The following is a 26,321-nucleotide window of genomic DNA, read 5'->3' on the forward strand; positions in this document are numbered from 1 at the left end:
GACCCACCGCCTGTCGACTACGGTCCCGTCCGCAGCCGCCATACCACCGGAGGGGGCCGACCTCATGGCTGGGATGCGTCCTCGCATGCCATGACGATAGGCACATGCCTGGTGGCCCAGCCCGGGAAGCGCCAGTTACCCAGTCGCTTTGACGCATCCTTGACGCCCCGCTGATGGTGCACTGATGCCTTCCTGACGTACTGTTGTCGTCGGTGTGCCGGGAAGTCTGGTCGGCGAAGTCTCTTCCATTTCTACGAGAGGCCTTCACGTGCCTGCCACCAGCCAGGCCGCCGTCAACCCGGCGGCCCCCGTTGCCCTGCGCGGACGCACCCCGCGCCGCTCCGTCCTCTTCTTCGCGTTCGCCTTCGCGGTCATCGCCGACCCGGTGTCCTCCGTCGCCTACGCGATCGAGGCGGCGCTGCGCGCCCTGCACGGGGACCTGGCCCTGCTGCTGCCCACGATGAGCCTGGTGATCGGGCTGGTCGTGGTGGTCACCGCCAACTACTGGCAGCTGGTACGCCGCTTCCCCAAGGGCGGCGGTGCGGCCGCAGCCGCGGCACGGGCGTTCGGGCCGCGCTGGACGTTCCTGCCTATCGGCGCGCTGGTGGTCGACTTCGTCCTGACCATCGGCATCTCGATCGCGGCCGCCGCCAGCGCGGTGATAGCCCTGTTCCCGGCGCTTGCCCCCATACGCATCCCGCTCGCCCTGGTGCTGCTGCTCGTGGTCGCTGGGCTGACCTGGTTCGGGCATGGCGGGAGGCTGCTGTTCGCGTTCATGACCGTGGCGTTCGTCGTGGTCTCCGTGGCCGTGCTGATCCTCGGGTTCGCCGCACCCCACACGACCGGGCACGCGGCCTCGACGGCCAGCCCCGGGCACTCGGCAATGCTCGCGGTGGTACTGGCGTTCCCGGTCGCGATGGCCCTGGCCACCGGCATCGAGGCCCCCTCGACCGCGATCGCCCAGCTCGGCCAGCTCGACGACACCCACCGCCGCCGCTTCGGCCGCGGCACCCTGGCCCTGTTGGTGGTGATCGTCGGCGGCCTCACCCTGGCCCTGACCGCGCTCGCGGTGCAGCTGCACATCGGCATCCCTGGCGCCGACTCCACCCAGATCGCCGACATCGCCCACGCCGCCGCCGGTCCGGGCTGGCTGTATGACGCCTTCCAGCTGACCAGTTCGCTGCTGCTGCTCGCCGCGGCCAGCTCCTCCTTCCAGGCCGGCCCCGGCCTGCTCAAGGCCCTGTCGGGTACGCCCGAGCAGCCCGGCGTGCTGCCGCCGGTGCTCGGCCGGACCAACCGCCACCACACGCCGTACTGGTCCGTGGCGGTCTACCTCGCTGCCGCCGCGCTCATCATCGTCGCGGCGGCCGGCCAGGAGCAGGAACTCGTCCTCTTCTACGCCGTTGCGGTCTTCGTCAGCTTCCTGGTGGGCCTGCTCGCCATGACCCGATTCGCCCGCACCGAGGGCAAGCCCGCACTTGCCTGGCTGAACGGGGTCGCCGCGGCGGCTGTGGCGTTCACCCTGCTGGTGAACCTGCTGCGTGGCTGGCCGGTGCTGTCGCTGCTGGCCACGCTGCTGATCGCCGCAGGTCTGTACGTCCGTTGGAACCGGGCCGGTCGGCCCACCGGCATCGAGGACGTCGAGGCCCAGGCGGAAGCTGCCTGAACCCAGAAGTCGCAAGCCCCCGGGGTGGCGGATCAGGCGGTCCTGCCACCCCGCCGGATGTCGACGCGCTCCCACTCCAGCGCCCACTGCCTCATCCGACGCCGGTCCAGCAGGGCACGGGCGGCTCGCGCGGAACCCCAGGCCACGCCTCCGGTAACCGCGGTCGCGGCAACGCCGACGAAGGAAGACCTCACCACCGCATCGGACTCCTCCGCGGGCTGCGAGACCAGGTCACCCCGCGCATTCGTCCATACCGGCACTCGGGTCCCCGCCCGGCTGTGCGCGGTCACCGTTGTCCGGCCGGTGCGGGTTCGGCCATCGGGCGTCGTCCACCGGACCATCGCACTGGCCCTGCTCACGTCCGCGTGACCAGACACCGCATCCCGGGCGTTCTCCACGAGGACCGCCACGACCTCCCGCCGCCCGGATCGCTCCTCCTCGAAGCCCCGGTCCGCCACCATCGCGGCCAACACGCCGGCGGTCGCACCCCCCAGTACCCCCACGACCCACGCGATGAGCAGCAGCCACGCCTCGACGACATCGCTCACCCGGCGAAGCGGACTGCGCCTGAACCGCCAGAGCCTTGCACGGAGCGATCTTCGCCGAACGGGTCTCATCGCCACGAGCCGACACCCCCCACGAGCACCAGCACCTGTTTCCAGTGTCCTCCGGAACGGTAGGGAAAGCGCCGCTGATCGAGAAGCCCCCGGAGAGCAATCAGTGCTGCCGGCTGCCCATCTGCTCGGTGAAGAGCACCGGGTCGGTGTCGAAGCCCCTGACCATCCCGCGCATCTCCCACGCTCCGTAGGAGTCGCGGGTGAACTCGGCGACCGTCGCCGCTGTGGAGTCGGCGACCTGGGAGAAGTCGTCCACGAGCAACTGCTCGTACCCATGGACGACGACCACCCCGGCGTTGGCGATGTCCCGGAACGGTCGGGGCCCACCGTCCTGGTGGATGGCCACACCGACCACCACACGCCCGTACACGTCCGACAGGCGGTCGAATTCCAGGACCACCACCTCGACGAACCCGAAACCCATGCCGGTCCGACTGTGCCGGCTCATGTTGATGGTGCCGTCCGGTGACCGGCTGTCGTGGTGCACCACGTACACCGGCCGTCCGTACGGGGTGTGCACCGCGTACGTCGCGGCGATGATGTCGAGATGTCGGGGCGTTTCCCCCAGGGGGCTCGGGTCCCACTTGAGCCGCACCCCGACCTTGCCCAGCCCCTCGCCCCCACCACTCACCGTGCCACTCCCCATCAGGTTCACCACGAGAGCTCCCCGCAGAATCAAGTATGCGTTTCTGACGGCCTTTTGATGCCTCCCTGGCGGTGCGCATCCGACGCGAATCCACGTCGACCTGCCGGTCATGAAGGTGGTGGACCCGTCCTCCCCTCTGCACGGCTGTTGCCCGGTCCGCCGATCATGCATGATCGGAACCCGAACGCGCCGCGTTCCGCATGAGGCAGATGACACGGGGGATTCACATGCGCCGACAAGGAGGCCACCCAACTCGCCGCGGAGAAGTACGACTACAGCAACACCACCGACGGCCACCTGGGCGTGTCGATCGAGGGCTTCCCCTTCCTGACCCAGGCGTTCAGCCAGAACTTCGACCATGTCAAGCTGACGGCCAGGCAGTTCACCATCGACACCACGAGCAACGCTCAGGGTGGCTACCTTCCCGTCCAGGACCTCCGGCTCGACCTGCACGGCGTGACGGTGACCTCCCTGGCCGCGCGGAGCGCCGAGGCGAACCTCGCCACGGGCACGCTGACCTTGTCGTACGAGGCACTGACCGGCGTGGTTACGCGGCTCGCGGGCAACGGGGGCCCCGTCCGGATCTCGCAGGCCCCCGGATCGAACGGACAGGCCGCGCAGGTCAAGGTCACAGGCACCGTCGGCGGGCGGGAGCTGAACAGCACGGGCACGTTGCCGGGTGAAGGCTGCCAGTAGGCGCAGCGCCCACACTGCGCCGCCTGTGCGTGCAAAGGCGCTCGGTCCCCAGCGCGGAACGACGCGGGTGCCAAGCCCGCACCACGGTCGGCGAACGGGTCACCGTCCTGTTCGACCCCAGGGGCGTCCTGGCTCCCCGTGCGGCCGGCCGCTTCCGGACCGGCCGCCTCCTCGGCACCGGCCTGCTCGCACTCGTGCTGCCGGTCCTTTGTTTCCTCGCGGTGGCCCGCTCCTACTGCCTGCCGTCAGAGACAGGCAGCCGGTCGGCGCTCCGTCGCGTCAGGTCCGGGTGACCGTGCGGCACACATCTGGATCGCCCTTGACCGCCCCCAGGCCGTGGTTGAGGTAGCGGTACAGGGCGGCGGTGTCCCGGCACAGGGCCTGGGCCACGATTGATCGGCCCGCCGATCGCCGACGAGCGCGAGTACCCGCGAGGTGGACCCGACGCCTTACCCCAGAGCGGGTCACGGCAGGCTCCCCGTGTGAGGCGCAGACGGGTCAGCGGATCAACTTCATCTGCCGAGTGGCGTCCTGACCGGAGGAAGCCGTGGTGCCAAGGCCGTCATATCGTGACATAAAGGGACTGAAGATCTCTCTTTATCTAGGAGCCCAGGCAATGAGCACTTCATCGACAGAGTCGACGTCGAGGACAGGGCCCTCCGGAAACCGGTCCGGTGACGGGCGCGGGGATCTGGTGACGGAACACGGTAAGACCACCATCGCCGATGCGGTGGTGCAGAAGATCGCCGGCATAGCCGCACGCGAGGTCGACGGTGTCTACAACCTGGGCACCGGTGGATCGCGGGCTGTGGGAGCCGTCCGTGAGCGCATTCCCGGGTCGCGCGGTCCCAGCGTCACCCAGGGAGTGTCCGTGGAAGTCGGGGAGACACAGGCAGCGGTGGACGTCGTGATCGTCTGTGAATACGGCGTCTCGATCATCGACCTGGCGAACGGCGTACGGCGCAACATCATCAAGTCCATCGAGGGCATGACCGGCCTGGAGGTGGTGGAGGTCAACATCGCGGTCGACGACGTCCATCTGCCCGAGTCCGAGGAAGAAGAAGGTGCGTCAACGGGCCCCCGGGTGCAGTGAACGAGCCGCCTGTCCGCAATGACAGCGACGCTGCCGCCGAGAACTGCGGCATGACGGGGAACGGCCGCGAGTTCGACCCAGGGCGGATTGCCGATGCGGTCGCTGGCTGCGGACTGGTCAGCCGAGTGACTGCCGGGCCGTTCGGTGCGTCCGCCTACCTGCCCAGACGGCGAGTACCCGGCGTTGAAGTGTCCGGCAGGGCGGTTCGAGTGCACGTCGTCGCCTGGTATGGCCACTCGATCCCGGAAATCGTTGCTCAGGTGAGGGACGCCGTCGTCGCTGCGGCGCCGGGCGCCACGGTCGACGTGGTCGTCGAGGATCTTGACCTCGACGGCCCCCCGGCGGGCGAATCCGCTCGTTGAACCCCCAGGATCTTCTTTCGAGGTGTGCTGTGTATCCGTCTCCCACTGCTCTCGGTCTTGCCTTCGGCGTGGCACTGGGCTTCGCCGGCGCCTTCGGCGGCGTCATCCCCTTCTTCGTTGTTCTGTGCCTTGGACTGATCGGCCTGCTCGTCGGCTGGATCGCCGAGGGCGGATTCGATCTGAAGGCGTCCCGTGACGCCTACCGCGCCGGTACCCACCGGTCGAGGAGTCGCTGATGAGCGGCAGCAGCACCGGTCCCGCCGTCAACTCGGAGCTCGACCGGCCCGCGCCGAGTGAGGGCCCCGGGCGCACGGTCGTCGCCGAACGGGTGGTGGAGAAGATCGCCGCGCTGGCGGTACGGGAGGCCGGCCGCGTCGGGGGTGTCGCTCCGCGCCTGCTCGGGATGCCTCTTGGCCGTGAAGGCACGGAGCGCACGTCCCACGTGACTGCCTGGGTCGGTGGACAGGCGACGTCCCTGTCCGTCACGGTCTACCTCGTCTGGCCGTGCCCAGCCCGCGCTACCACCCGGCGGCTGCGTGAGCACATCATCGAAAGGGTGGAGCACCTGACCGGCCTGCGCGTGGACCATGTCGACATCGACGTCACCCACCTCCCATCGCCGTCTCAACCCACCCGGAGAGTGCGATGAGGCGTGTCCCACGCAGGATCCTCGTCGCCCTGATCTCCCTGATCATCACCGCGGCCGGCGCGGCGCTGGCCATCGACGTGGTGGCGGTCGGCACGGGCAACTCCCCGGTGGTCTGGCCGCAACGTGCCATCACGACCGAGCTCGAGAGCAACCAGTGGGGTGAGCGACCCATCATGGCGGTGGCAGTCGCTACCGCTCTGACCGGGATGTTCCTTCTGTGGGCTGCCCTGTCGCGCGGTCATCCGCGGGCCGTGCGCGTGGACAGCACGAACGACTGCACCCGCGCCCTGCTGACCAGGCGGGGTTTGCGCCGCAGTGTCGACGGGACGGTCGGCCAGGTGGACGGAGTCGACCACCACCGCGTGAGGTTGCGCGGCCGCCGGGTGAAAGTGAGGGTCACCACCCCCCTGCGCGAGCGACAGGACATGCGGGAACGCATCGCGGACGCCACTCGTGAGCGGCTGGAGGCGATCCGCCCCGCCCCTTCGTACAAGATCACCGTGAAGGTACGGACAGCCAGGGGGAAGCCATGATCCGGCACCTCGACAGGGCCAACCGCGTCGCCCTCGCCGTGATCGGCTTGGGTCTGCTGGCCGGGGGTGTTCTGGCGTTCCTGTATGGCCTGGGGGTCCTGGGTACGGCAGGCCCCTCAGCGTCTCTTCTCACCGCCGCGGAACGCCACTACGCCGCCATGACACCGTGGGTGTGGCCGCTGATCGGCTTCATCGGCGCGCTCGTCGTCGTCCTCGGCCTGATGGCCGCGATGGCTCAGCTGAGACCGGATGACGTACGCAGCCTGCCTCTCGAGGCGGACCGCAGCAAGGGCGCCACCACACTCAGCGCCGATGCCGTCACCGGGGCACTGGAGGACGAGATCGAGTCTTACCACGGTGTCCGTCAGGCTCATGCCCGGCTGACGCACAGTGCCCGCTATCCGCACCTCAAGGTGAGGGTGACCCTTTCAGCGGCCGCGGATGTGCGCACGACACTGGAGAGGATCGAGTCGGATGCGCTCCAGCATCTGAGGGACTTCCTCGAACAGCCGCAACTACCCGCCCGGGTCTGGCTCCACGTCGGCACGATGAGTCGGTGATCAGGGACCGTCCCGCCGTGAGGACCCGGGTAGCTGCCCTGTAGTTCGGCGACGGCTCGCAGCGCGAGCCGTCAGGCACCGCGACCCGCGCTGCAACGCGGGCCTACTCGACGACCAGAAGTCGATCACCGGGAAGGTACGCCCTCCGTGTTCCGCGAGGCACCCCTCCCGAGCCCGATCCACAGGTCATGAGCATTGCTCTCTTGGCTGTCCGCCCGGAGGAACCTGGCGGGTAATGGTGAGACGCATTCACGGAGCCTTGCGCGCGCGACTGTGGCCGCTGCCGGCCCTGGGAGTCGCCCTGGCGGTTGCCGCCGGAGTCGGCCTGCCGGAACTCGACCGACGCCTCGGCTGCAGCGTGCCGCCACGCGTCACTGCACTCCTCTTCGGTGGCGGTGCCGAGGCCGCCCGTACCGTCCTCCAGACCATCGCCGGTTCACTGATCACGGTAACGGCACTGACGTTCTCCCTCACGGTCGTCGCGCTCCGGATGGCAAGCAGCCAGTACTCGCCCCGTCTGCTGCATACCTTCTCCACGGATCCTCATGTGCAGGTGACGCTGGCCCTGCTGCTGACGGCGTTCACCTACGCGCTCACCGTTCTGCGTACGGTACGCACCGGCGACGGCTCCGGAAAGCAGTTCGTGCCCCAGCTGGCGGTCAGCGTGGCCTTCGTCCTCGCGCTGGCGAGCGTCCTGTGTCTCGTCGTCTTCCTCTCCCATCTGGTGCGTGAACTACGGGTGGAGGTCATGCTGGTCGCCGTCCACCAGGACGCCGAGCACACCATCGACCGGGTTCTGGGCGACGACGAAACAGACCGGGCCCGTCTGGCGGAATCGCTCCGGCCGCCCGCGGCCTGGACCGGGCAGCCATCACCGGGCTGGTGGCCGCTGCCCTCGGCGGCCTCGAAGACGCACGCGGCGGGCCGCGGACACTCATGGAGACCCGGCGGGAGCGGCTGAGGGCCACTTGACACTGTTCCACGACGGCGTTGCGCACTTCGGCGGCGAAGATGTCCGGTACTTCCGGCACCGTGCCAGAAGATACGCATACGAGCAGGCTGTCTTTCGTGCTGATCAGTACGTCCTGCGCGCTGACCCGGGCGATCACCGCTTCCTCGCCGTTCCTGTCGCTGTCGTCGCCAACGTCCCCCGAAGTAGTCCCGGTCCCGTCATGTGTCCGGCAATGGCAGCCCGTATCGGACCCATGTTCTTGCCGAAGTCCGGCGGAATGGGAAAAGACGTCGGCGTGCGGGCCGCCCGCCGTCTCCCCCTGACCGGCTGCCGCCGGCGATCTACCTCCGCGGGCCGTCGTCCGCGGGCCGATTCCGGCTCGGTCCGATGTACGGGTCAGATACACGGGTCAGCCGGCTTCTCACGGTCCGAGAGACAGCGCAAGCCGGATGTGTCACGTGGTGCAGATGCGTTTTCCCCGGTCTGCGCCGGGGACTCCTGAAAGCATGGACGAGAAGAGGCCGGCGGAGGCGCACGAGGTTGTCGAGGGCGCCGCCTGCCGGGCCGACGTCACGCACCGGGTCCTGGCACACGTACGGGTCGGCGCGGGGCCGGAGGCCATCGCGGTCGATGCCGGCACACGCCGGGCGTTCGTGGCCTGCAGCCGGGACAACGCGGTGACCGCCGTGGATCTGGACCGCTGCGCGGTCACGTGGCGGGCCGGGGTCGGAACCGAACCCATCCCGGTGGTCTTCGACCCACCGACCCGCCGGGTGTTCACCGCCGACGCACGCTCGGACACGGTGACGGTGCTGGACGCGGACTCCGGCGCGCGCGTGGCGCAGATCGGGGTGGGGGCCTACCCCGCCGGGTTGGGACACGACGTCGTACGGCGTCGCGTCTTCTCCGGCGACACCGCTGCGGGCACGGTCACCGCCATCGACGCCGACCGCTTGGAGGTGATCGGCACCGTCCCTGCGGAACTCGGGGCCGGGAGCATCGCCGTCGACACCGTCACCGGACGCGCCTACTGCACCAACTTCCTCTCGGCGTCCCTCACCGTCTTCGACAGTGCGACACTGCGGCCGCTCGGGCGAGTGGCGGTCGGCGACGGGCCGTGCAAGGCAGAGGTCGTCCCTGGTGGGAACCTCCTGTACGTGGCCGAGTCACTGCCGAGCACCGTCGTCGTGCTTTCCGCTTCCGACGGCCGGGTCGTGGCCCGGATGCCCACCGAGCGCGCCCCCGTGGGGCTGCACGCCACGGAGAGAGGCCGACTGCTGTACGTGTGCAACCGTGGCGCGGGCACCGTCGGCGTCTACGACAGACGCACGGGAGCGGAGAGCCACCGCATCACCGTCGGCAACGGCCCGGGGGACTGCGTCACCGACCCGGCCACAGGCAGGCTGCTGGTGTCCAACGCCGGCAGCGGCACCCTGACCGTGGTGGACCGCCCGTGGCTGCCGGGCGGCCGGCCGGCAACGGCCCACCCCGCCGAAGGCCGACGGCTGCCGGACTTCTCCCTGCCGGACCTGCGCGGCGGGCGGATCCGCACCACACGCGAATGGGCCGAGAAGAGGTACGTCATCAACTTCTTCGCCAGCTGGTGAGGCCCTTGCAACGCGGAGGCGCCGGTATTGGAGGAACTGCGCCGCCGTACCGCCCGGTCCGGGCTGGACATGATCATGATCAACGTCTGGGAGAGCGTGAACGCCTCCGAGGAGGCCCGCAACTTCTGCGCCGTCTGGGGTATCGAGGGCACGGTGCTCCTCGACGAGACCGGCGAGTACGCCGCCCGCCTCGGCATCACGGGTGTCCCGACCAACGTCCTGGTCGGCGCCGACGGCGTCGTGCGCCGGGTCGGTGCGACGACTCCGCAGGAACTGCACGCCGCCGTGGAATCGCTGCTGGCCGACGAATGACAACCACCCCCGTGAGAGGGATTGCGGAGGGAAGCCTTCCGGCGGGATGCCCGGAGCGCCGGATGCCTCGCCTGATCCATGTGGGCCACGCCCGGTGGCGCTGGTGCACGTGCGTCGACAAGACACTGTAGACAGGATGCATGAACGCTGAACGTGACCAGATCTATCGCCCGGGCGAAGTGGTGCCGGTGTCCGGCATCTACGCATGTGACTGCGCACGAGGCCACGAGTACAGCACGGACGTCATGGGCCACCGGTTCCCGCCGCTGCACAGCGGTTGTACCGGCAGCGGCTGGAAGCTGAAAGCGCCAGCCCATCCTGGTGACTGACAGGCGCGGCCATTCTCCGTCCGCGCGTCCGTCACAGCAGGACGGTGGCCGCAGGGAAGATCCGTCAACACCCGACGAGCGCCCGCGACTTCAGGTCTCTGAGCAGTGCTTTCGGCCGATCGAGCAAGGACCTGCCTGTTCCCGGGCCGGGACCCGAGAGGAAGGGCGAGCAGATGCCCAGGCTGCCGCCGACCGAAATCAGGCTGGGCCGTCGAGTCCGTTGGCTTCGAGCCGGCGTTCGAACGCCGCCCGATCTCTGGAGACAAGGGCGCGGTCGGCGGCCCACAGGCGGATCTGTGCGATCGGCAGCCGATCAAGCTTCTGGCTGGTGCGTCGGCGGATGCGGGCCTCCTCGGACTCAGTCGTTGCGCTGGGGATCGATGTACATCGTGGGAGCCTCGCGTCGCCTGCTGCGAATCCAGCGTGCATCGGCCACGGCCCTCTGACACCGTGAGCCGGCAGCCATTGCGCTGACTCCACGGCCCGATGTGCGGCCCGTACCACGGTACCCGTCCGGAACCTCGGTGCACTCCGCCGGTGGCCCCGAGGGAGCCCTGTCCGCCACTCCACTCGTCCGGCCCACATCGCACGCCTGTCACATTTCCTTGGGTCTGGCGTGGCAGGAGAGCGACGCAGCACAGTGCAGTACACGAACTGCGGGTGCAGTTGCAGCGTGTGCTCGCGTGCAGCGAGCGTCCAGTGCCGTCGACAGCGACGTGGCGCGGAAGCCGGACCTGCCCCGAACGGGTGAACGGCGGCCCATCGCTGGCGTCACCGGCACCGAAAAGGCATCCCAGGTCCGGCTGCGCAGCTGGAAGGCGGGCACGGTCGACCTGGGTGGGGCTGATGCGACGGTGATCCGCATGAAGACCCCCGCAGGGCGGTGTGCACATCCAGGGGCTGCTCGGCTCCGACGTGCTGAGCCGATTCGGGACCATCACCGTGGACTACAAGGACCAGGTGCTGACACTGCCGGCCTCTTGAGCCCGCCAGCCCTGCCCGTTATGCGAATGCCGTGGTGAAAGGCGGGTCGTTCCCTCTGCCCGGGGAACTCGACAAAAGGACAGCAGCCGTACTTCCGGAGAGGAGACGACGACGATGTCGTATCCGCAACACTCCACCGGCATGACCATGCATCCCGACATAGCGGAAATGCGGGAGCGGCTCGAACGCACGGCTTCCAGCAGTGGTGCGATCGCTCTTGAGGGATTGATTCTTCTGGCCGGCGTGTACGCCGCAATATCCCCGTGGGTCGTGCACTTCTCGGGGGAGCCCAATATCACCGTCAACAATTTGATTGTCGGCATCACCGTCGGCATGATCGGACTCGGCCTGGCACTCGTCCCCGAGCGCATGCTGCGCCTGGCGTGGGTGGCGGTTCCGTTCGGCGTCTGGCTTGTGATCTCTCCCTGGGTGGTCACCGCCTCCCACGGCGCACGCGCAGGCATCGTCTGGAACAACTGCTGGGTGGGCGGAGTAACAGCCCTGCTGGGCTTCGTTGCCACGAGCCTCGTGGTCGGCCTCACCGTCGGTCACGGCCGTCGGATGTCCGGTTAGGGCCGACTCCGCCGGTCAGCCGTCCGTGGCACTGGTCTGATCCGGGTCAGCGGTGCTGGGCTGATCCGGACCGGCCTTGTCGCGCAGACGCCGGACGGGTGATTCTCCACGCTCATCGATGATCGTTCATGCCCGCGCCCCGCGTGATGGCGACGACCACCGAGGGGTGGCCGGAGCCAGGTCGAAGCCCGAAGACGATCAGCACGATGACCGCACCCGGCCCTGTGCCCCTGACAACGGCGGCCCCACAGTGACCGGCGGACGCGCAGCCACCACGCGCCTGGGAGCATGGTGCAAGATCCTGCCGCACCATGGTCGGTGGAAGGAGGGCACGTGGCTCGCCCCTCACTGAGACGGCTGACGGTCGCGGTACCGTACACGCTCGTTCTCGTGCTGCTGGCCGTGGCGGCCACATGGCTGTCGGTGCGGATCACACCGATGCAGACAGTGTCGGCCGCCGGTCAGACGATGCGGGTGACACGGCGTGCGGTCGCAGCGCCGACTCCTACGCGCAGGCCCTGGCCAAGGCCAACCGCTGGGACGTGCTCAACCTGGCCTGCTCCGGTGCCACCGTCCGCGACGGCATCCTCGGTGTGCAGATCGTGGGTGACCGTGTAGCCCCGGCCCAGCTCGCCCAGCTCGCCCAGGCGCAACGGGCGACGAAAGCTGCCGCGCTCATCATCAGCATCGGAGCGAACGACGTGCGCTGGGCGGATCTGACCCGGCTGTGCGTCGCGGCCGAGGCGTGCGACGACCGGGCCACGAACGCGTATTTCCGAAGCTGGCTCACCCGGTTCACGCTCGACTACCGCAAACTGCTGCGGCAGCTGTCCACCGTACCGCAGCACCCGACCGTCCTGATCAACGCGTACTACGACCCCTTCGGCCCGGACATCGGATGCCTCAAGCGCGAAGGGCTCACCCGGGAGAAGGCCGAAGTCCTGCGCGCACGTCTGGCATCGCTCAACACCGCACTGCGCGAGGGTGCGGAAGCCGCGGGCTTCCCCTTCGCGCGGCCGCACTTCGCCGGACACGAACTGTGCAGCAGCCAGCCGTACGTCCAAGGGCCTGCCGACAAGGCCCCGCTCCATCCGACGGCCGCCGGGGAACTCGCCAGCGCGCTCGCCGATCAGCGGTTTCTCTCACACGTTCCGGGATGATTCGCCCCAGCACGCGCCCCTCGTGCCGCGCGCCTTCTCGTCCGCGCGGCATCGCGCCGACAGCGCCCCGCACAGAACGGTGATGTCATGCCCAGACGATGGCCTGGCCACACGGTCCGGTCGGTCGCCCGCCGACTGCGTGCCCGGGCCGTGAACCGGGTCGGAGGCGAGCGGTACTTGGCCCCCATCGTGCTGCTCGCCTTCGTGATAAGTCTGGACGGGGCCGACAAGGGCACCCTTGCGGTGAACGCGCGCAGCCTGGAACAGGCCTTCGGCATCGGCCACACCAGCCTGGGCCTGCTCGCCTCGATCACCTCTCTGACCGGCGCCGTCTGCACCTTGCCGGTCGGTGTGCTGACCGACCGGGTCGTCCGCGTCCGGCTGCTCGGAGGCAGTATCGTGCTCTGGGCCGTGGCGACCGGGCTGTCAGCAGCCGCGCCCTCCTTCACCTGGCTCGTCGTGACCAGGGGCGCGCTCGGCGCGGTCACGGCGACCGCCGGGCCGACGGTCGCCTCCCTGGTCGGCGACTTCTTCCCCGTCGCCCGGCGGGCCCAGCTCTACGCGTACGTCCTCATGGGCGAGTTCCTCGGCACGGGCATCGGCCTCCTCATGACGACCGCTCTGGCCTCCTTCGGGTCCTGGCGCCTGTCGATCGCCTGGCCGGCGGCCCCCGCGGCCCTGCTCGCGTGGCGCGTATGGCACTCCCACGAGCCACGGCGAGGCGGTCAGCGGCCATCACACGGGGAGGCGGACGCCGGGACGGACAACGGATCCCGCGAGTCGGAGGCGGGCTCCGAGCGTACGGGTGCGTCCGCCGCCCGCGACAAGGCCGGGCGGCTGGTCGCCGAGCACGATGTCCTCCCGCGCGCCGATGCGATCCTGCGGGAAGACCCACGTCACATGCCGGTGCCCAGGGCGTTCCTGTACGTTCTGCGGATCCCCACGGTACTCATCATGATCACGGCATCATCACTGGGCTACTTCTTCTTCGCCGGCGTACGCACCTTCGGCGTCCTGTTCGCCACCCAGCAGTACGGCATCAGCCGGCCGACAGCCAGCGTGGTGGCGATCGTCGTCGGGACGGGCGGCGTCATCGGCCTCCATCTCGGCGGCCAGGCGGCGGACCGGTTGCTGCGAGCCGGGCGCCAGAACGGACGCGTCGTCGTCCCCGTGGTGTCGCTGCTCGTTTCCCCGTTCGTGCTCGCGCCCGCGCTGCTCGCCACCTCGCCCCTGGTGGCGGTTCCCCTGCTGTTCCTGGGTGGCATCACGGTGACCGCCACCAACCCACCCCTGGACGCCGCACGGCTCGACATCGTGCCCTCCGGCCTGTGGGGAACGTCCGAATCGGCGCGGACCGCGGTGCGCACCTTCGGTGAACTGGCCGCTCCTCTGCTGTTCGGCTACATGTCGGCCGACGTCTTTCCCAGCAACGGCCTCAGATGGACCTTCCTCCTCTTCCTCGCCCCGCTCACCGTTGCAGGACTACTGGGCCTCCTGGCCCTGCGCAGCTATCCCCGCGACGTGGCGACAGCCGGCGCCTCGGACGAAGCCGTCCACCCGGTCGGCTGACCCCGGGCACACCCCACGACCGGGCCGGCACGCCGGAGATCCTCGCCCATCGCCCCGGCCAAGCGGCAGATCCGCTGATCACTCCGGGAAGGTGCGCATTCGGTGACCCAGGGGTGATGAGGAGCCGAGCCACGGGGTGGGTGACGGCTGAGGGCCGCCGACGTCCAGGGTGCGACGCCCGTTGGAGGAGGACGGCGCGGTAAGGGCCGCCACGGGCCGTGGCCGTGGTTGACGGCGCACCGCAGGGGTACGCAGACGCGCATGAAGTGGCAGCAGGTGCAGGAAGCCCCGGGCGCCGTCTACGTCGTCGTCTTCCGTGCGGGTGAGGAGGCCCTTGCCGGGATCACCGAGTTCGTGCGCGACCGCGACCTCGGTGCGTCGCAGGTGACGGCGGTGGGTGCCTTCTCCCGGGCTACGGTCGGGTGGTTCGATCGCGAGGCCAAGGACTACCGGCGGATACCGGTGGACGAGCAGTGCGAAGTGCTTTCGCTGCTGGGGGACATCGCCCGCGGGGATGAGGGCCCGACCCCCCATCTGCACGCCGTGCTCGGACTCTCCGACGGCACGACCCGAGGCGGCCACCTGCTGGAGGGCAAGGTGTGGCCGACGCTCGAAGTCATGGTCCGGGACAGCCCGGCAGAGCTGCAGAAGACCTACCGCCCCGATCTCGGTCTGGCACTGATCGATCCGGCGTGAGCGCGGGGCAGCGTGGTCCCGCTCCCGTCGACTGTGTTGCGCTCACGCCCGGGAAGCCCCGGTCGGTCCTCGTTCCGCACCTGCGAGGGAGCCCGAACATTTCTGGCCAGGACGGGAGCGGCGGCGGCCGGGCCGAGGAACACACCGTGCGGCGGCGATCCGAGCCGACGGCCGGGCGGATCAGGCCGACGGCGCACAGCAGCGCAGCCGACAGGGCGGACAGGCGCAGGCTCGCGCCGAGCCGGCCCGGCCGCGCCGGAGCACCGGCTGGGCCACGCCACGCGAGGCGCTCTCTGCGCCTTCACCTGAACCCGCGCCCTGATGCGATCCATGCCGACCTGGCGTCGGTCCTGGTCGTCGCGGCGTTCCTGCGAGCATTGCTTCCGGGAATTCCCCACCATAGGAATGGTCGATCCGCGGTACTCCCAGCCGCGACGACGTGGTGTCAGCCCGTCGTCCCCCGGGTGCGTCACACCCGTTGGGCCGAGAGCCGACACCGGAGAGAAAGGGGCCCACGGCGTCATGGAGGAGGTCGTGTCGTTGGCGACAGCCGTCGCCGTGGTGGCCCTGGCCGGCGTCGCAGCCGTGCTCTCGAACCGGCTCAGCAGGTTCCTGCACGTGCCCGCGGCCGCGCTCTTCCTCCTGGCCGCGGCGGTGGCCTCCGACCTGGCTCCCGCCCTCAGGGACCTGTCGATCGGAATCGTCCAGGAAGTCGTGTCGCTTGCCCTGGTGGTCGTCCTGTTCAACGGTGGCATGGACCTGGGCTGGCAGCGCCTGCGCCCGAACGCGGGGGCCGTCGCGTGGATCGGGACGCTCGGCACCTTCGCCACCGCTGCCGTCATGGCCTTCGCGGCCCGGCTCCTCGGTTTCGACTGGACCTCGGCGCTCCTGCTCGGCACCGCGCTCGCTCCGACGGACCCCGCCGTGGTGTTCTCCGTGCTGGGCGGCAAGGAGATCAGAGGCCGAGCCGGCCCGCTGCTCCTGGGCGAGTCGGGAGCCAATGACCCGGTCGGAATCGCGCTCATGGGCGCTCTTCTGGGTGCAGCGGGTACGTCCCCCGCCGTACGGGCCGGTCAGGTCGTCGTGGTCTTCGCCGAGCAGATGGCCATCGGCGCCGCCCTCGGGGTGCTGGGCGGCCTGGCGATCAAGGCATTCATGCAGAAGGTTCCGCTGCCCAGCGAGGGCCTCTACCCGTTGCGCACGCTGGCCTGTGCGTTCGCTCTCTACGGCCTCGCGACCATGGCCCATGGATCCGGATTCCTGGCCGTGTTCGTCGCCGGAGTCGCGCTCGGCGATGCCCGGGCGCCGTACAAGGGGGAGATCGAGCGGTTCCACGCCGCGCTGGCCAGCCTGGCGGAGATCGTGGCCTTCGTGATGCTCGGCCTGACGGTGCCGCTGTGGACCTTCGCCGCGCAGCGTGCCTGGGGCACCGGGATCGCTCTTGCGGTGGTGCTGGCGCTGGTGGCACGGCCCGTGGTCATGACGCTCCTGCTGTGGCCTCTGAGACTGCGCCGGGCAGAAGGTGTCTTCATCGCCTTCGCCGGCCTCAAGGGCGCCGTCCCCATTCTCCTGGGCAGTTTCGCCCTCAGCGCGGACCAGCCGCACGGCGACCGAATCTACGATGTCGTCTTCCTGGCGGTCGCCTTCTCCGTCGTTGTCCAGGGCTCACTGCTCCCGCTGGTCGCCCGCTGGTGCAGTGTGCCCATGCGTACCGGCGAGCTGGAACCGTGGGCTCTCGGAATCCGCCTGAGCAACCGGCCGGAGGGAGTGCGCCGGGTAACCGTGAGTCAGGGAGCCCCCGCTGACGGCAGCGCCATCGGCGATCTGGACGTGGGCGAACACGTATGGGTCAGCCTCATCGTCCGACAGGGAACACTGGTTTCCGGCCGTCCTTCCGCCCGGCTCCGGGCCGGCGACGACGTCCTTCTCCTGTTCGACCCCGAGGAGGCGGAACCCGACGATGTGATGCAGCTGTTCACCGGTAGGTGAGCCTGACCGTCTGCGGCCAGTTCCACTTCCGGCAACAGACCGCGAAGGACCGCACCGGCCGGGGGAGGCAGCGGGTCACCTCGGGTGCTACCCCCGCCCCTCGGCGTCCCCGCCGGCCCACCGCGGCCGGCCAAGGTGTGCTCCCGGCCCGGTCGATCGCCCAGGGCCGGTTCATGGGTCGGGGCAACAACCCTCGTCGACGGGCAGCGCAACGGGCTCCTCCACCGGCTGTGCGACTGCCCTGGCGGAGGCCGCGTCGGCGCCGTGTGCTCCACTGCTGCGGGACACGGGCGCCCTGCGCGCCCTTCGGCCGTCCCCCTGGGTGGCCCGGCCTTCTGGTTCCGCCGTCGGTGATCGCGGGCAGCTGGCCGCTCGTCCGCCGCCGCGCGCGCCGGCCGGTTCACGGCACGTCGGTGCGGAGACGGAGGTGGGGACCGTCGATCACCTGCCCGCAGAAGTCAACTGCACCTGGGATTCGACCAATTCATGGCGCAGACAATGTAGTTGGTGCGACTGCCAAGTCGCAGCAGGCGGTGCTCGCGGTGACTCCTCGGTCACGTGTTCCGCGGTCGCCGACCCCCCTCACATGCAGTCGTCCAGCACTGACCCTCATGGCCGACACCGGCCAGCAGCTCACCGAGAAGGACCTCGCGGCTGTCGAGGCCCGCGTTCAGCAGTGGATAGCCCAAGCCAGGCCCGCCGGGAGCGGGAACGCCGACAGCGCGCCGAGTTCCCCGCATCGCGGGCCGTTGGGGCCCGCTACATGACGTGTGGACAGCCCTGTACCAGAAGGAGGGCTTCAAGCTGTTCCTGTGACGGTCGATGAAGGGCGACGGTGAGGCAGGCCAGACGGCTGTCCGTCATTGCCGGTCACGAGTGGGCGGCACTAGGGCGTGTTTCGAAAGTGGCGTCGTCCGCCCGGAGGGCGGGGTCCGCGGCGTCTGGTGCGGTGCATCGCAAGGCGGAGGGTCGTCCTCGTACCGGGCGTACGCGGACGATCCCGACAACGCGGCGAGGCGCCGTGCCAGACGCCGCGGACCAGACGGGACTTTCGAAACACGCCCTAGCGTCGCCCGGACATGTCGCCTGCGAAGTTTGGTAGCCGTAGAAACTTGCGGTTGGCCTACGGGCGGCAGGCGGCGGTGCGGGTCAGCCCGGTCCGGCGCTTTCGAGGACGGCGTGCAGGTTGTGGGCGGCGACGAACGCGCACAGTGCGCTGGTGACCATCACGGCGGCCGCAGCGGCGAGCGGCAGCAGCGGGAGATCGAACCGCCCCGGGTACGTACGGGGTTCGGCGAGCAGGGCGGCCACGCGGCGAGGGACGGGCCCGGCGGAGGCGAGTGGATCGCGGCGCCGCCGCGATCCCAGAAAACCCATGATCGCTCCCGGGATGCGCTTGCGAGACGGGGCGCGGGACGTGGCCAGGGCCGCCTTGCCGACCGCGCGGGCGACCTGGCGACGGTCCCCGCAAGCACTCGCCGCGTGCTCGTCCGCCCAGCGTTCCACGGTGTAGGCGACAGCGGTGGCGGTCGGCCGCAGCAGCGGGTTCACGGCCGCAGCCAGGTGGGCCGCAGCGACGAACGCATAGTGGTGGCAGGCCAGATGAGCGCGTTCGTGCGCGACCATGGCCTCGCGATCCGCCTCATCCAGCGCATCGAGCATGCCCGAGGACACCACGATGCGTCCCGGCAGCCCGGGCAGCGCGTAGGCGTCAGGGGCGTCGTCGTCGAGGATCACCAGCCGGTCGGGGCCCGGCAGGCAGGCGGCCTCCAGTGTGGCCGAGGCCAGCGAGCGCACCCGCCGCCACAGCATCCGAGCCCCGGCCGTCACCGCAACCGTCAGCGCAAGGCAGGCTGCCACCGCCTCACCGGTGGACACCGGGTCACCCGCGCGCACCACGGCGGGCGACCAACCACCCAACAGCGCGGCCAGGGGCAGCCGCACGAGGCCGGCCACCGTCAGAACACCCAGGGCGGCACAGCTGAGCGTGGCCAGGAGTAGTGCGCCGCAGGCCGGCAGCCAGGTCGCCAGCCACGGCTGTAGCCGCTCGGCCAGCGTGCGGGCCGCGAGCGCTGCCGGGACGGGAAAGAGCAGCGGCAGGTACACGAGAAGATGCATCAACACGGCGCGCTCACCGCTCCTCCGGAAGATCGCCCAGCAACTGTCGTAGCAGCTCTTCGTCTGCGGCGGGCAGCTTGTCGACGAACCGGGCGAGCACGGCCCCGTGGTTCGGATCCGAGTCGAGCGCCTGGTGCATCCGGCGAGCGGTCATGCCCGGAGCGTCCGTCATCGATGTGTACGTGTACGAGCGGCCCTGCTTGGTCCGAGTCAGCACGCCCTTGTCGTGCATCCGGGACAGCACCGTGGCCACCGTGCTGTACGCAAGGTCGTCGCCCAAGCGCGGCAGCAACTCGCCGGCGGTCAGTGCGCGGCGGGCGGACTGCAGCAGGGCGAGCACCTCGGCCTCCAGGCTGCCTGGCCGCCGCCTGTGGGCAGCGGATCCGGGGTTCACGAGTTGATGTTCCCTTCCCTTCGCTGTCTACAGTCTCGTCAAAGTTTTACGACCGTGTAGACGCCGGCGCGCCGCCGAGTCTGCCACGCCCTCGTAGGGAGCACGCCACCCGGTGCCCGTGGGGCCGGCTGTCTCCGGGTGCTCCGCCATCGTTGCCACGGCCGACCTCGTCGCCGGAAAGATCTGCCGGGAGGGGGTCCACGGAGTGTCCGGCCGATCCTGCGCTGTTTCGTCCTTTCGGGTGGTGTTTTGGCTGGGGGCTGGGTGCGGTGACGCCGCCCCCGGTATCTCCGAGTCGGGTGCCACCTTTGTCGACGCAGAGGTCTCCCTGGAAGTCCTACACCGTGTAGGACTAAAGTGCGTGCCAGGATCTGCCGCGGTCCGCGTACAGGTGTGCGCCTGAGGTGGTGTGCATCCGTCGACAGGTCGGTCCGCCTGGGAAGGGGGCCGGGCGTAGGTCATGCCCCGGCCCGGGCAACGCGTGCACGCTGACACCTGCCTGGAGGAAATGTGGCATCAAATGACAGCCCGGCCACGAAGCCGCCCGAGAAAGCGGTGTTCATCAGTGTCGTCCTGCCCGTGTACCGGGTGCAGGAGTATCTGCCGGAGTGCCTGGACTCCATCCTGGGGTCACCGGAGTCCTTCGACAGCGTCGAGGTCGTGGCGGTGGACGACTGTTCCCCCGACGGCAGCGGTGCCCTTCTCGACGCGTACGCGGCCCGGGACCCTCGGCTGCGCGTGGTGCACCTGCCGCAGAACGTCGGTCTCGGCCGCGCGCGCCATGAGGGCCTGGCCCGGGCCAAGGGCGAGTACGTGTGGTTCGTCGACAGCGACGACCGGCTGGCCTCCGGCGCGCTGGCCGCGGTCGCCGAGCGGCTGCGGCGGACCGGCCCCGACGTGCTTCTCGTCGACCACGCTCTGGTCGACCCGGACGGGAGCCTGAGGCGCAACACGCGCGCGCATCTCTTCCGGGACGCCCCCGAGACGTTCACGCTCGCGGAGCGGCCCAGCGCCTTGGACCTCATCATGACCGCGTGGAGCAGGGTGCTGCGCCGGAAGTTCCTTCTCGGCCTGGAGGTGGACTTCGGATCCGGGTACTACGAGGACATCTCCGTCACGTACCCCGTGTTGCTCGCCGCCCGTCGGATCAGCATGCTCGACCGGGTCTGCTACCACTACCGGCGCGGGCGCGAGGGCGCGATCACCAACACGTCCAGCCCGAAGCACTTCGATGTCTTCGGGCAGTACGAGCGGATCTTCGCCTTCATCGACCGCGAGGCCGTGACCGCCGAGCCGTTCCGCAAGGCGGTCTTCCACCGCACAGTTCGGCACGCGACGACCGTGCTGGCCACCCCCGCACTGGTGCCGGAGAACCTGCGACGCGATTTCTTCCGGCGGACGGCGGAACACTTCCGGAGGTTCCGGCCGCGCGACTACTCCCACCCGCCCGGCCTGCGTGGCCTGCAGTACCGACTGGTGGAGCGAGGTGCCTACCCCGCGTACGCGGCGCTGGAGCCGGTGAACCGGCTTCGTCTCGCGCTGCGGGCCGGCCTCGGCCGGGCGCGTGGTGCCGCGCGGCGGACGCCCCGGCGTGCCGCAACGGCGCTGCGGCGGGCCTACTACCGCGCCTGCCTGCTGCTTCCCGTCGACGACACCCTCGCCGTGTACGCCGCCTACTGGAACCGAGGTTACGCCTGCAATCCTGCGGCGATCTTCGAGAAGGCCCGCGAACTCGCACCCGGCATCCGTGGGGTGTGGGTGGTCGCCAACGGTGCGACGGCCTCCGTCCCGCCGGGCGTCGAGTACGTGGTGGAGGGATCGCCCCGTTGCCTGCGGACGATGGCGCGGGCCAAGTACCTGGTCAACAACGTCAACTTCCCGTTTGAGCTGCCCAAGCGGCGTGGCGCGGTGCTGGTGCAGACACAGCACGGCACACCCCTGAAGAAGATGGGGACCGACCTGCGGGACCACCCCGCTGCCGCACGCGGGATGAACTTCGACCGACTGGTGGAGCAGTGCGGCCGGTGGGACGTCCTGGTCTCACCGAACCCGCACACCACCGAGGTGTTCACCAGGGTCTACCCCGGCGCCTACGAGGTGCTCGAGACGGGCTATCCGCGCGTCGACCGGCTGGTCAACCCCTCGCCCGACCGGGTGAACCATGTCCGCGGGGAACTCGGCATCGGCCCTGGGCAGACCGCCGTCCTCTATGCGCCCACCCACCGTGACCACGAGGAGGAGCCGACGCTCCCGCTGGACGTGCAGCGATGCGCCGAACAGCTCGGGCACGACCACGTCCTGCTGGTGCGTTCGCACTACTTCGACACCCACCGGATCCCCCCGTCACGGGGCATCGTGGACGTCTCGTCCCATCCTTCGATCGAAGACCTGTGCGTCGCCGCCGATGTGCTGATCACCGACTACTCCTCGGTGATGTTCGACTACGCCGCCCTGGACAGACCGATCGTGATCTACGCCCCCGACTGGGAGACGTACCGGCGCTCACGAGGGGTCTACTTCGACCTGCTGACCGAGGGGCCCGGAGCGGTCGCCACCACGCAGGAAGAGCTTGTCAAGGTGTTCCAGAGCGGCGAGCACAAGGGGCCGGAAGCGGCCGGACGGCTCGCCGGGTTCCGGGAGCGCTTCTGCCCGTACGACGACGGGCGCGCGGCGGAGCGTGTGGTGCGCAGCGTCTTCCTGGGGGAGCGGGCCGGGGCGCCTGCTGCCCCGAACGCCCTGCCGCGAGCAGGTGGTTGAGGTCGACGCCGGTCAGCGTCGCATGCGGCGGGCGAGCCGTCCTGCGAGGACGGTACGCATCCCGAAGAGGCCATCGGCGACGCGCACCGCGAGACACCCGCTGTTGGTGGCGTGGGGCTGGAGCAGGAGCACCTGCCCCCGCCGGCCGACCCGCACCAGCCGCCTGAGGCCGGATCCGGCACACAGCGGCCTGGTGACCGGCTCGCCGTCCCGGAAGGTCAGGGTCGCCCACGCGTCCCACGTGCTGATCGTGCCGCGTTCACAGAGGGCCGCGGCGTCGGCGACGGCAACGGCGCGCCAGCCCTGTCCGCCCTCCTCGGCCTCCCACACTGCCTCGTACCGGTGTGCCGTGCCCGTCACCCGGTGCCGCAGCTCCACGGTCACTCGCTCCGGGCCGGCGTGTGCGATCCTGCCGTAGAGGTCGGCCAGCCGAAGTTCGAGCAGGAGCCGACGGGCCGTGCTCACGTCCGCGGCGACGTAGAACGGCAGTTGGGCGAACGGGGCATCGAGGAGGCCGTCGAGCACGATTTCCTCCGCTCCCTCAGGGGCGGAACCCGCTTCGTCCCACAGCGGTCTGCGCGCGTCACCGGCGTACGGCGGCGCCAGCCGCGGAGGGTCGGTGGCCAGTTCGGCGAGCCGCTGGAGCTTCGCGGCATTCCGCTCGCGTCCGAGGAGCACCGCGGCGCGCCAGCGGGCGGCGGGCGTGGCCCGGCGTAGGGCCCCCGACTCGAAGGCGCGGACATGTTCGCGGGAGATCCGCCACCACGCATCCTGGTACTCCGGTGCGCGCTGCGGCAGTTCGCGCAGGTAAACGGCGAGATCGAACTCGAGGAACTTGGTCTGCGCGGCGATCAGCAGATCCCGGTCCCCGCTGTTCCGCGTGACCTCCAGCACCTGCTGATGGGCGCAGACCCTGTCCTGCCAGTTCCGGATCCGGTCTCGGCGCAGTGAGATCGAGGCTTGACCCGTGCCGTAACGCACATTCCAGACGTACACCTTCTCCGGACTGACGGCGAAGCGCGGGCGGGCCGCGTAGACGCGCGCGGTGAAGACGAAGTCCTCGTAGTGCGCGGCGCCGTCGGGGAATCGGATCCGCCGGGAGAGCAGGAAGTCACGACGGTAGATCTTGTTCACCGACAACGTGTCCCACAGCGTCTGCGGTCGCCCGGCCACTCCGTCGTGCACCGACTCGGTGGTGAACAGCTCCTCCTGCCAGGCGATCTCGCGTCCACTGTGCACCTCGCGCCGCACGCACAGCCCCGCCGCCACATCGGCATCGTGCCGCAGTGCGACGGCGAGCAGCGCGTCCACCGCCTTCGGCGGCAGCACGTCGTCGCTGTCGAGGAAGACCAGCCAAGAACAGCGGGCTGCATCGATGCCGTCGTTGCGCGGGGTGCCACAACCGCCGCTGTTCGTCTCCCGGCGGATGACACGTACGCGCGGCTCGGCGGCTGCGAGCTGATCGAGGACGCGAGGAGTGCCGTCGGTGGAGGCGTCGTCGACGACAACGACCTCGCCCACCACGTCGCCCTGCGCGAGCGCCGAGGCCACTGCCTCCGCGACATGTCCCGCGTCGTTGTAGGTGATGACGACCACCGTCACGACGGGACCGTTCACGCTGAACACCTCTTGCTCTCTTTCGTGCCGCCGCGTCCACCGTCTCTCCGTCGCCGCCGCGGCCGCGGGTCGGCACGCGCAGGACCGATGACCTCCTACATTATGTGGGACCTGCCTCGGGATGTCCTACAGGCTGTGCGACAATGTGCCGCACGGCGCCATCTGGCAAAGACACAACCCGTCACCCGGGGCCCGCGTACGGAACCCGCACCCGTGCGGGCCGCGCGCTGCCCCGGACCGCGCCCGGCTTGAGAGACCGGCATGCGCGGCAGGCCGCCGATCAGAACCGATCGGAGGAGCGCCCGCAGGCGGAGCCCGGTCGGACACCCCGTGTCCTGGTGTGCGCGGGAGAGCTCACCGACTTGTTGTGGTGGCGCTGCTGGTCCTCTTCGTAGGGAGGCAACCGCTGGAGCAGAACTCACGCACGTCTTACCTGCCGGGCGTCTGGCAGGCGGGAAACCGTGCTCTACTGGAGCAGCGGATGCGGGAGTGGGTCGGCACATGCGTGACATGATCACAGCGCGCACGATCTGGGCCGTGCTCGGCGCCCGGTCGCAGTGTTGGGCGCCGTCCGTGCCATGCTTCGGCGAGACCATCGCTCCCTGCAGACGAGGCGGTGCTGCGTGCATTGCTCGACGCCGGAACTGAGAGTTGAGCGGAGTCTCCGTGCGCATCAGTGTCTATTTCCTCTTGCTGGCCTCGGCCGTGCTCGCTGTGCTCGGCCGACGTCTGGCGGTCCACCTGGCCCCGGCTGCCGTGGTACGGACGCTGACCGGGCTGAGTGTCATCGCGACGGCCGCCATGGTGTGGGGCCTGACCGCCCTGACGGTGGGCGGGCTGGGACGCACCGATGCGTTTCAGGATCGGGCACACAGCAGCCCGGTCGCCCTGGCCTGCGATGACCCGGTTCCCGCGGCCCTGGGGGTGCTGGCGGCCGGACTGCTGACGAGCGGGGTGCTCCGGACCCTCTCGGTCATACGGCGCCGATGGGCTGCGGCGCGCGCGCTGGCCCCGCTGAGAGAGGTACCCGCGGCGGGTGACTTGGTTGTGGTCGAAGTGGATCGTCCGGACGCGTACGCGCTTCCGGGGCGACCGCGGCGGATCGTGGTGACCACCGCGATGCTGCGCGCCTTGCCCGGCGACGAACAGGCCGTGCTGCTCGCCCACGAACGCGCCCACCTGCTCCACCGGCATCACCTCTACGCAGGGGTCGCCGAGGCTGCTGCCGCCTGCAACCCCCTGCTGCGGCCCGTGCGTGACCACATCGCCTTTCACATCGAACGGTGGGCGGACGAGGAAGCCGCTCGTACGACCGGCAGCCGCCTTCTGGCTGCCCGTTCTCTTGCCCGTGCCGCGCTCGCGGTTGCCGACGCCGACCGAAGGTGTGCGCCGCGGGCGGCCTTGGCTTATCTGGGGCACAAGGTCACCGCGCGCGTCGGCGCTCTGCGGGCCGAACATCCGACCAGTCGCTGGGCCGCGGTCCTGCCCACAGCCGTGGTCACAGCGTCGGTCGGCGTGGCCTTCGCGGAGGTTACCTTCGACCTGGCCCGTTGCATGCACGTTCTGCACCTGTCCTGAGGGCGTGCTGTCCCGGCCCGCTCTGGGTCCGACCGCTGAACTGGGCCCCGGTGGACGGCTTCGGTGAGCCAGGGGCTGGGTTTGCGGGAGCCCTGAACGCCGATGGCGAGCGGAAGCCGTTCTCTTCGGACAGCGTCACTCCGTCGAGGCGAGCAGGGATCGCAGCGCGGTCTCGTCCGCGGGGTCTAGAGTCTGGACGAAGCGCTGCAGCACGGCTGTGCGGTCGTGACCGCGGTCCAGTGCGGTCTTCATCTGCTCAGCGGACGTCTGAGCGGATTCCTGGCGCGGGCGATAGGCGTGCGCCCGGCCGATGCGCTCGCGTTCGAGCATTCCCTTGGCGTGCAGCCGACCCAGGACGGTGAGTACGGTCTTGTAGGCGAGCCCTGGTGTGAGGGCGGACTGGACGGCACCCGCGGTCATCGACTCCCCGGCGCCCCACAGCACGGCCATGATCTCGGCTTCCAGGGCCCCGCTCGGCCGACGGTCGGCATGGCCGCCACTACTCTCGTGAGTCATCCCGACCCCCCTGTCTTCTCTTCCCGCGTGCAGGCCCCCGCCAGATAGCTACGCGGCGTGGTGCTTTGGCCAGGGGGCGGTTGTTGTCGCACACCAGGCACTGGCTAATCTTACAACCCGTAGGAAAAATCCAGGAGTGTCAGCCTACTCCAAGCCAGGTCCCCCGTCGCGAAGCACTGAGGTACGGCGGGGGCGGTGTAGCAGTCGTGTGTGGGTCGGCGCCTGGCCGAGGAGTGGCGAAAACATGAGCGGACAGCGGCGTAAGCCCTCTGGAAGGACCAAGCCGTCCAGCCCGGCCGACGTAAGGGACGGCGGCCGGGCCGCGGCGCGCAGGGCCGGCCGGGCCAA

The 26,321-nt window shown here is 69.9% G+C and carries 24 protein-coding genes and 1 pseudogene; 19 read left to right on the top strand and 6 right to left on the bottom strand.

All coding sequences use genetic code 11. The annotated features are described in order from the left end of the window. The first annotated feature begins 268 nt into the window (after nucleotides 1-268). Nucleotides 269-1,666, top strand: coding sequence for an amino acid permease (locus tag AC5WRT_RS35125; RefSeq protein ID WP_496100938.1), 1,398 nt, complete (start codon nucleotides 269-271; stop codon nucleotides 1,664-1,666). 32 nt (nucleotides 1,667-1,698) lie between these two features. Here the strand turns inward: AC5WRT_RS35125 and AC5WRT_RS35130 are convergent, their stop codons facing one another. Beyond that, nucleotides 1,699-2,283, bottom strand: a complete 585-nt coding sequence (locus AC5WRT_RS35130) for an Rv1733c family protein (protein ID WP_496100939.1) — start codon at nucleotides 2,281-2,283, stop codon at nucleotides 1,699-1,701. Nucleotides 2,284-2,383: 100 nt separating this feature from the next. Beyond that, entirely contained in the window at nucleotides 2,384-2,929 is a 546-nt protein-coding gene (locus tag AC5WRT_RS35135; protein ID WP_496098169.1) for a TerD family protein, read from the bottom strand. Between the two features lie 297 nt (nucleotides 2,930-3,226). Between AC5WRT_RS35135 and AC5WRT_RS35140 the strand changes: the two genes are divergently transcribed. The 16 genes and pseudogenes from AC5WRT_RS35140 (at nucleotide 3,227) to AC5WRT_RS35215 (ending at nucleotide 16,993) form a co-directional block, all read left to right on the top strand. Beyond that, nucleotides 3,227-3,625: an LmeA family phospholipid-binding protein gene (locus tag AC5WRT_RS35140; RefSeq protein ID WP_496098168.1), complete on the top strand. Its 399-nt coding sequence runs from the start codon at nucleotides 3,227-3,229 to the stop codon at nucleotides 3,623-3,625. A gap of 616 nt (nucleotides 3,626-4,241) precedes the next feature. Then, nucleotides 4,242-4,718: an Asp23/Gls24 family envelope stress response protein gene (locus AC5WRT_RS35145; protein WP_496098155.1), complete on the top strand. Its 477-nt coding sequence runs from the start codon at nucleotides 4,242-4,244 to the stop codon at nucleotides 4,716-4,718. After that, complete coding sequence (locus AC5WRT_RS35150; RefSeq protein ID WP_496098154.1) at nucleotides 4,715-5,080, top strand: Asp23/Gls24 family envelope stress response protein; 366 nt, start codon at nucleotides 4,715-4,717, stop codon at nucleotides 5,078-5,080. Before AC5WRT_RS35145 ends, AC5WRT_RS35150 begins: the two co-directional genes overlap by 4 nt. A gap of 68 nt (nucleotides 5,081-5,148) precedes the next feature. Continuing rightward, nucleotides 5,149-5,316, top strand: coding sequence for a hypothetical protein (locus AC5WRT_RS35155; RefSeq protein WP_496098153.1), 168 nt, complete (start codon nucleotides 5,149-5,151; stop codon nucleotides 5,314-5,316). Continuing rightward, nucleotides 5,316-5,729, top strand: a complete 414-nt coding sequence (locus tag AC5WRT_RS35160; RefSeq protein WP_496098152.1) for an Asp23/Gls24 family envelope stress response protein — start codon at nucleotides 5,316-5,318, stop codon at nucleotides 5,727-5,729. The genes AC5WRT_RS35155 and AC5WRT_RS35160 overlap by 1 nt, the downstream gene beginning before the upstream one ends. Next, entirely contained in the window at nucleotides 5,726-6,262 is a 537-nt protein-coding gene (locus AC5WRT_RS35165; protein ID WP_496098151.1) for a DUF6286 domain-containing protein, read from the top strand. Before AC5WRT_RS35160 ends, AC5WRT_RS35165 begins: the two co-directional genes overlap by 4 nt. Further along, on the top strand, nucleotides 6,259-6,822 hold the full coding sequence (amaP, locus tag AC5WRT_RS35170; RefSeq protein WP_496100940.1) for an alkaline shock response membrane anchor protein AmaP: 564 nt from the start codon (nucleotides 6,259-6,261) through the stop codon (nucleotides 6,820-6,822). The genes AC5WRT_RS35165 and amaP overlap by 4 nt, the downstream gene beginning before the upstream one ends. Before the next feature lie 259 nt (nucleotides 6,823-7,081). Continuing rightward, nucleotides 7,082-7,783, top strand: coding sequence for a DUF2254 family protein (locus tag AC5WRT_RS35175; RefSeq protein WP_496098149.1), 702 nt, complete (start codon nucleotides 7,082-7,084; stop codon nucleotides 7,781-7,783). Between the two features lie 497 nt (nucleotides 7,784-8,280). Beyond that, complete coding sequence (locus tag AC5WRT_RS35180) at nucleotides 8,281-9,381, top strand: YVTN family beta-propeller repeat protein (protein ID WP_496098148.1); 1,101 nt, start codon at nucleotides 8,281-8,283, stop codon at nucleotides 9,379-9,381. Between the two features lie 12 nt (nucleotides 9,382-9,393). Beyond that, nucleotides 9,394-9,693: pseudogene (locus AC5WRT_RS35185) on the top strand (TlpA family protein disulfide reductase); the annotation flags it as partial. Between the two features lie 140 nt (nucleotides 9,694-9,833). Continuing rightward, nucleotides 9,834-10,022: a hypothetical protein gene (locus tag AC5WRT_RS35190; protein WP_496098147.1), complete on the top strand. Its 189-nt coding sequence runs from the start codon at nucleotides 9,834-9,836 to the stop codon at nucleotides 10,020-10,022. Nucleotides 10,023-11,120: 1,098 nt separating this feature from the next. Beyond that, nucleotides 11,121-11,579 carry an SPW repeat protein gene (locus AC5WRT_RS35195; RefSeq protein ID WP_496098146.1) on the top strand — a complete coding sequence of 153 codons (459 nt, stop codon included), beginning with the start codon at nucleotides 11,121-11,123 and terminating at the stop codon, nucleotides 11,577-11,579. Between the two features lie 413 nt (nucleotides 11,580-11,992). Further along, nucleotides 11,993-12,739, top strand: coding sequence for a GDSL-type esterase/lipase family protein (locus AC5WRT_RS35200; RefSeq protein WP_496100941.1), 747 nt, complete (start codon nucleotides 11,993-11,995; stop codon nucleotides 12,737-12,739). 87 nt (nucleotides 12,740-12,826) lie between these two features. Then, nucleotides 12,827-14,308 (top strand): MFS transporter, encoded by a 1,482-nt coding sequence (locus tag AC5WRT_RS35205; RefSeq protein WP_496100942.1) that lies wholly within the window; start codon nucleotides 12,827-12,829, stop codon nucleotides 14,306-14,308. A gap of 261 nt (nucleotides 14,309-14,569) precedes the next feature. Then, the gene (locus AC5WRT_RS35210) at nucleotides 14,570-15,004 is read left to right on the top strand and encodes a PPC domain-containing DNA-binding protein (protein ID WP_496098143.1); all 435 of its coding nucleotides are present in this window, start codon (nucleotides 14,570-14,572) and stop codon (nucleotides 15,002-15,004) included. 534 nt (nucleotides 15,005-15,538) lie between these two features. Next, a complete protein-coding gene (locus AC5WRT_RS35215; RefSeq protein ID WP_496098142.1) occupies nucleotides 15,539-16,993 on the top strand; it encodes a cation:proton antiporter domain-containing protein in 1,455 nt (484 codons plus the stop codon). Between the two features lie 1,149 nt (nucleotides 16,994-18,142). On the opposite strand, the gene AC5WRT_RS35220 is transcribed toward AC5WRT_RS35215, so the two are convergent. After that, the gene (locus AC5WRT_RS35220) at nucleotides 18,143-19,111 is read right to left on the bottom strand and encodes a M56 family metallopeptidase (protein WP_496100943.1); all 969 of its coding nucleotides are present in this window, start codon (nucleotides 19,109-19,111) and stop codon (nucleotides 18,143-18,145) included. A 13-nt stretch (nucleotides 19,112-19,124) separates the two neighbouring features. Further along, on the bottom strand, nucleotides 19,125-19,505 hold the full coding sequence (locus AC5WRT_RS35225; protein ID WP_496098141.1) for a BlaI/MecI/CopY family transcriptional regulator: 381 nt from the start codon (nucleotides 19,503-19,505) through the stop codon (nucleotides 19,125-19,127). A gap of 510 nt (nucleotides 19,506-20,015) precedes the next feature. Here AC5WRT_RS35225 and AC5WRT_RS35230 point away from each other — a divergent pair. Next, nucleotides 20,016-22,262: a bifunctional glycosyltransferase/CDP-glycerol:glycerophosphate glycerophosphotransferase gene (locus AC5WRT_RS35230; protein WP_496098140.1), complete on the top strand. Its 2,247-nt coding sequence runs from the start codon at nucleotides 20,016-20,018 to the stop codon at nucleotides 22,260-22,262. A gap of 12 nt (nucleotides 22,263-22,274) precedes the next feature. Here the strand turns inward: AC5WRT_RS35230 and AC5WRT_RS35235 are convergent, their stop codons facing one another. Next, a complete protein-coding gene (locus tag AC5WRT_RS35235) occupies nucleotides 22,275-23,879 on the bottom strand; it encodes a glycosyltransferase family 2 protein (protein WP_496098139.1) in 1,605 nt (534 codons plus the stop codon). A 666-nt stretch (nucleotides 23,880-24,545) separates the two neighbouring features. On the opposite strand from AC5WRT_RS35235, the gene AC5WRT_RS35240 reads away from it, so the two are divergent. After that, the gene (locus AC5WRT_RS35240; RefSeq protein WP_496098138.1) at nucleotides 24,546-25,457 is read left to right on the top strand and encodes a M56 family metallopeptidase; all 912 of its coding nucleotides are present in this window, start codon (nucleotides 24,546-24,548) and stop codon (nucleotides 25,455-25,457) included. 135 nt (nucleotides 25,458-25,592) lie between these two features. On the opposite strand, the gene AC5WRT_RS35245 is transcribed toward AC5WRT_RS35240, so the two are convergent. After that, nucleotides 25,593-25,973 (bottom strand): BlaI/MecI/CopY family transcriptional regulator, encoded by a 381-nt coding sequence (locus AC5WRT_RS35245; protein WP_496098137.1) that lies wholly within the window; start codon nucleotides 25,971-25,973, stop codon nucleotides 25,593-25,595. Nucleotides 25,974-26,321: the final 348 nt, after the last annotated feature.

The organism is Streptomyces sp. NTD91 (assembly GCF_059510455.1).